A 5,545-nucleotide genomic window follows, 5' to 3' on the forward strand; every position below is an offset into this window, starting at 1 on the left:
CCCTGTCTGCGTAAAGATTTCAGGAGTTTGTACCCAGTAGTTTATTAGTATTACATTGCTTTAACTCAGGCTCTGTAAGACTTTGAGCCATAGCTAGTATATTTATACGGGGGAAGTTCAGATATATGATGCTTTCTGGACATCTTATATACAACAAAATTTCTTGATTTATTCTAATGTTTTGGGAGGAAACCCAACGCAAGTAAGCTTTTTTGCAAAAATTAACATATTTTTGGATATGTTAGTAAGAGTGCAAGATACACAGATATTATTTTTATTAACAGCAATTGCATTGATAGGAGGAATACCATTTTTAATAATAAAGCGTTTTTTCTTAAGCCCACATCAAGAGCAGTCTAACACATTTTGTTTTGTCTATTACATTATTTTTTCTGTCGGCATCAAGTTATTCGGTTATTAGACCAGGTAACAGTTTTACTCATTATTTACTGTTTCTAATTATACCTAGTGGATTTCTCATCGGCGTTTTTATAGGTGAACTAGCAAAAGTTTTACAAGTGCCTAAATTAACTCGTTCAAACTTAAAGTTGTCTCTTTTAACAGGTGTAGTTTTCATTACAGTTGCTAGTAGTTTTTTGCAATTTACCATAACAATAGTATCAGATAATTTTCACCTCGATAATCGCAGAAGATTTGCTAAAAATTATCTCAGTCGGATTGCTAAAACTATTCTGAAGTATGCTTCTCCTGGTGAATCTATGGCTGTTTGGGGGTGGGTACCAGAGTTATATGTTGACACAAGCATAGTACAAGCGACAAGAGATAGTGTTCCTGTTTGGCAAATCCTACCAGGTTCACTGCAAGAATATTTTCTGAAAAGATATGCAGACGATCTGATTAATTCTAATGCTAGGTTATTTGTTGATGCTGTAGCTCCAAGAATGACTGGATTTAAAGATAGAGAAACTCAGGGACACGAAGTTTTTCCTGAAATTGCTAGGGTTATCAAGGAAAATTATTGGCTAGTTGATGAAGTTCAAGGAGTTCGTATTTATCTTAAAAAATAATTATATGCTGCCTTTTTCCCGATTTGAGAACCCAGTAAACGATCCGAATAAGTTTGTAAATCACCACCCCGACTATCTGCATCCTACAGTATCTGTGTACTTCCCCCACTTTTCTATACCGATTTAGTCTGATTGACGATTCGATCGTAAAATAGCAACAGATCAAGAGATTACAGGTCAAATATGCCGAAATTTGTTGTCTGGGGTAGTTATTGTGAAAATGTGCTGGAAAAACGCGCTCCCTATCGTCAAGCGCATCTAGAGGGATTAAATCAACAGAAAGAACGGGGAATTCTCATTACTATCGGACCAACGGCAGATTTAAGCCAAGTTTTCGCAATTTATCAGGCAGTCAGCGAGTCAGAAGTGCGAGAATTAATCGAAGCGGATCCCTATTGGCAAAATGGTATCTGGACAGAATACCAAGTCAAAGAATGGATTCAAGCTATCTAAGGGGGCTATCAGCTATATTTTTCTATAAGGGTGTTGTCATCTCCGGTCAAGTCTGAGGATATTTTCAAGGATAAACCGGAGTTATCCCTTATCGATTCAAGCTGACAGCTGATAGCTTGCCTACTTTTTGCTTATCGCCATGGTTTACATCAAAAAGGTCGAACTCTCACACTTCAAATCCTTCGGGGGAACGACTCCCATCCCCTTTTTACCGGGGTTTACGGTGGTTTCTGGTCCAAATGGTTCGGGAAAGTCGAATATTCTCGACGCATTGCTATTTTGCTTGGGATTAGCTACTTCCAAGGGAATGCGGGCCGAAAGATTACCGGATTTAGTCAATCACAGCTATAACAATCAACGTCATAGCGCGGAAGCGAGTGTCTCGGTGACTTTTGATATTACCGATATTCCCGACGCAACCGATAGGGATTGGACGGTTTCTAGGCGCTTAAAAGTGGCTAAGGGTGGCAGCTATACTTCTACCTACTATATCAATGGGGAAACCTGTACGGTTAGCGAACTTCACGACCAATTAAACCGTTTACGCATCTATCCCGAAGGGTATAACGTGGTGTTACAGGGGGACGTAACCAGAATTATCAGCATGAATGCCAAGGAAAGACGGGAAATTATCGACGAATTGGCAGGAGTAGCCGAATTTGACCGCAAAATTGAGAAAACTAAGGAGAATATCGATTCGGTTAAAGAAAGGGAAGAACGCTGCCAAATTATTGCCACAGAATTGCAAAAATCTCTGGAGAAATTAGCACTCGATCGCATTAAAGCCGAAAAATACCAAAAACTCAAGGCCCAAGTCCAAGAAAAACAACAATGGGAAATTGTCCTCCATTGGCAAAATCTCCAGCAGCGCTGCCAGCAAGTAAAAGAACAAATTCAAGCTGGGGAAAAGGAAAAACAGGTTTTAACCGAGACTATCGCCAATTTATCCGAACAAATCGCCCAAAATAGTCAAGAATTAGAGAAACTCAATCAACAGGTTAAAGCTTTCGGGGAAGATGAACACCTGTCCCTGACTTCCCGATTAGCGAGTCAACAGGCCAAACGACAACAACAGCAACAACGACAAAAAGAGTTAGAAAACCTCGAAAAAGAATCTCAGGCACAGAAAAACAGACTTTTAGAGGAAATTAATCGCTATAATCTCGAGTTAAACCAGATTACTGCCCAAAAAAGCCGTTTAGAAACTGGAATCTTACCCAATCTCCTACGGACAACCCAAACCGCAAGGGAAACCCTAGAAAACCATCGTCTGCAAGCAAGTAGTCTCGCAGAAGCGTCAGAAGCTTGGGTAAAAGAACAAAGCGACCTTTCCCGCAATATTACCCGTCTTCAGGAACAATTAAACCCCTACCGTAGCCAACGGGCCCAATTGACCGAAAGATGCGATCGATTGCAAACTAATATAGTAGAAGCTGGTCAACGTCTGCAAGAATTAGAGCAAGTTATTGGCACAAAAACAGAAGAAAGTCAAGAAATATTACAAAAAATTAATCAATCGGAACCCGATATCCAAAATTTAGCCCAAAAACTCACCATTGCCGAACAAAATCGCGTCATCAGTCAGGACACCCAAAAACGTCTGCTAAAAGAACAACGGGACAAACAGAGGGAATTAGATAAACTGGAAGCGACCAAGCAAGCACAACAGGAAGCCCAGGGAACCTATGCCACTCAAATATTATTACAGTCAGATTTGCCCGGAATCTGCGGATTAGTGGCACAATTGGGGGAAGTAGAGGAACGTTATCAAATTGCTCTCGAAATCGCCGCCGGAGGTCGTTTAGGTCATGTAGTCGTCCAAGATGATAGCGTTGCGGCCGCCGGAATTGCCTTGCTAAAACAGCGTCGCATCGGTAGGGCCACTTTTTTACCCCTGAATAAAATTCGTCCTCCCCGTCCCCAGGATATTTCCTCTCTGCGTCACGCGCGGGGTTATCTGGATTTAGCGGTGAATTTGGTTAAGTTTCAACCCCAGTATCGGGAGGTTTTTAACTATATTTTTGGCAGTACCGTGGTTTTCGAGGATATAGATTCTGCCCGTTATTATATCAATCAATATCGCATCGTTACTTTGGATGGCGAGTTATTAGAGATGACTGGCGCTATGACTGGAGGCAGCCAACCGACGCGATCGGGGCTGCGTTTTGGTAAAATTTCTCCGAAGGAGTCTAGTGAAGCGGAATCTCTACGGGAAAGATTAGCAGAAATCGATCGCATTCTTACCCGCAACGAAGAAAAAATCACCCAAGTTAATAATCTTATCAGTCAGTTAACCCAACAGTTAACCGAAACCCGTCAAAGTCATCGGGAAAATCAATTATCTCTACAACAATTAAGCAAGGATTTACAACGTTTAACCACAGAAAAAGAGGATTTAAACCGTCAATTATCGGGTCAGCAAGAGGAAATTACTATTTCTCGTCAACGGTTAGAAATATTAACCAGAGAAATTCCTGAGTTAGAGTTATCTTTACAGCAAGAACAGGAGAAATTAACTGCTTTAGAGGCCAATCATACCCATAGCGAATGGCAACAGGTACAGGGAATAATTCGCACTCAAGAATTGGAGTTACAAACCCAAGAAAATCACCTCGCTACAGTCCGCGAACAGTTAAAAGATTTACAAAGTCAACAGATCAGACTAGAGGAAAAAAGTCAAGAGTCTGCGGATAGAATTATTGAGATTGACAAGATAATTACCGATGCAGTTAATCAGACAAATATCGGTAATCTGGAGATAGAAAAACTTGATCGCCATATTTTAGAAATCAATCAAGCTTTACAGCAATTATCGCAACAACTAGGGGAAACCAAGCAAAAAAGAGACCAATTAGAGACAGTTTTGCGACAACAACAAAACCGGCAACAACAGGCTATCTGGCAATCGGAAAAGTTAGTCAACAATCAAGAGGAAAGACAAGCATTACTAACCACTTTACAGACAGAAATTAGTCAACTAGAAAGCGACTTACCCAATCCCTTGCCCGAAATTCCTGAAAGTGAGCGGGATTTCGAGAAAATTCAAAGCGATATTCGGCAGTTACAAAAGAAATTAGCAGCTTTAGAACCTGTCAATATGTTAGCTTTAGAAGAACACCAAAAAACTAAAGAGAGATTAGATGAACTATCAGAAAAACTGCAAACTCTAGAAGGAGAAAGAACCGAACTACTTTTACGGATAGAAAACTTTACCACCCTCAGATTTAATGCTTTTCAGGAAGCATTTACTGCTGTTAACGAAAACTTTAAGAATATATTTGCCACCCTGTCCGATGGTGATGGTTACTTGCAATTAGAAGACGAAAATGACCCCTTTAATGGTGGCTTAAATCTGGTGGCCCATCCGAAAGGAAAACCCGTACAGCGATTGAGTTCCATGTCTGGGGGTGAGAAATCTTTAACCGCTTTAAGCTTTATTTTTTCCCTACAAAGATATCGTCCTTCTCCCTTTTATGCCTTTGATGAAGTGGATATGTTTTTAGATGGGGCCAATGTGGAGAAATTGGCCAAAATGATTCAAAAACAAGCACAACAAGCGCAATTTATTGTCGTTAGTTTGCGTCGGCCGATGATTGAAGCATCGGAAAGAACCATCGGTGTCACCCAAGCGCGGGGAACCCATACACAGGTACTAGGAATTAAAGTTTAACCTAAGATGCAAGTGGGGTGTGGGGTGTAGGGTGTAGGGTGTAGGGTGTAGGGTGTGGGGTGTGGGGTGTGGGGTGTAGGGTGTAGGGTGTAGGGTGTGGGGTGTGGGGTGTGGGGAAGTGGGAAGCTTTTCAGTAAACAGTAAACAGTGAACTGAAAACTCACATCTGATAACTGATAACTGATAACTGATAACTGCCAGACAAGCCGGACAAAGTTAAGTTATATTAAGATTACTCAGAATGCGTCCTCGTCCCATTCAGAAATCTCTTGACATCCTCACCGCCGTAAACGGACGGTGATTCCCAAACCTCACGATTTAGGTTTCTGCTTCTTTCCCTTGCGGGGTTCCGCACCTGCCTTAACAGATTTACTCTGTTCTGGTCTTATGGTCG

The 5,545-nt window shown here is 41.2% G+C and carries 3 protein-coding genes; all 3 read left to right on the forward strand.

Annotated features, from left to right (window positions below; all coding sequences use genetic code 11):
* Positions 1-371 precede the first annotated feature (371 nt).
* Positions 372-1,028 (forward strand): hypothetical protein, encoded by a 657-nt coding sequence (locus IM500_RS13125; protein ID WP_287738631.1) that lies wholly within the window; start codon positions 372-374, stop codon positions 1,026-1,028.
* A gap of 183 nt (positions 1,029-1,211) precedes the next feature.
* Positions 1,212-1,481 carry a YciI family protein gene (locus IM500_RS13130; protein WP_072925969.1) on the forward strand — a complete coding sequence of 90 codons (270 nt, stop codon included), beginning with the start codon at positions 1,212-1,214 and terminating at the stop codon, positions 1,479-1,481.
* A gap of 139 nt (positions 1,482-1,620) precedes the next feature.
* Entirely contained in the window at positions 1,621-5,151 is a 3,531-nt protein-coding gene (smc, locus tag IM500_RS13135) for a chromosome segregation protein SMC (RefSeq protein WP_190722468.1), read from the forward strand.
* Positions 5,152-5,545 lie beyond the last annotated feature (394 nt).

Source organism: Microcystis sp. M179S2, assembly GCF_020245805.1.
In the GTDB taxonomy this organism is placed as follows: Bacteria; Cyanobacteriota; Cyanobacteriia; order Cyanobacteriales; family Microcystaceae; genus Microcystis; species Microcystis aeruginosa.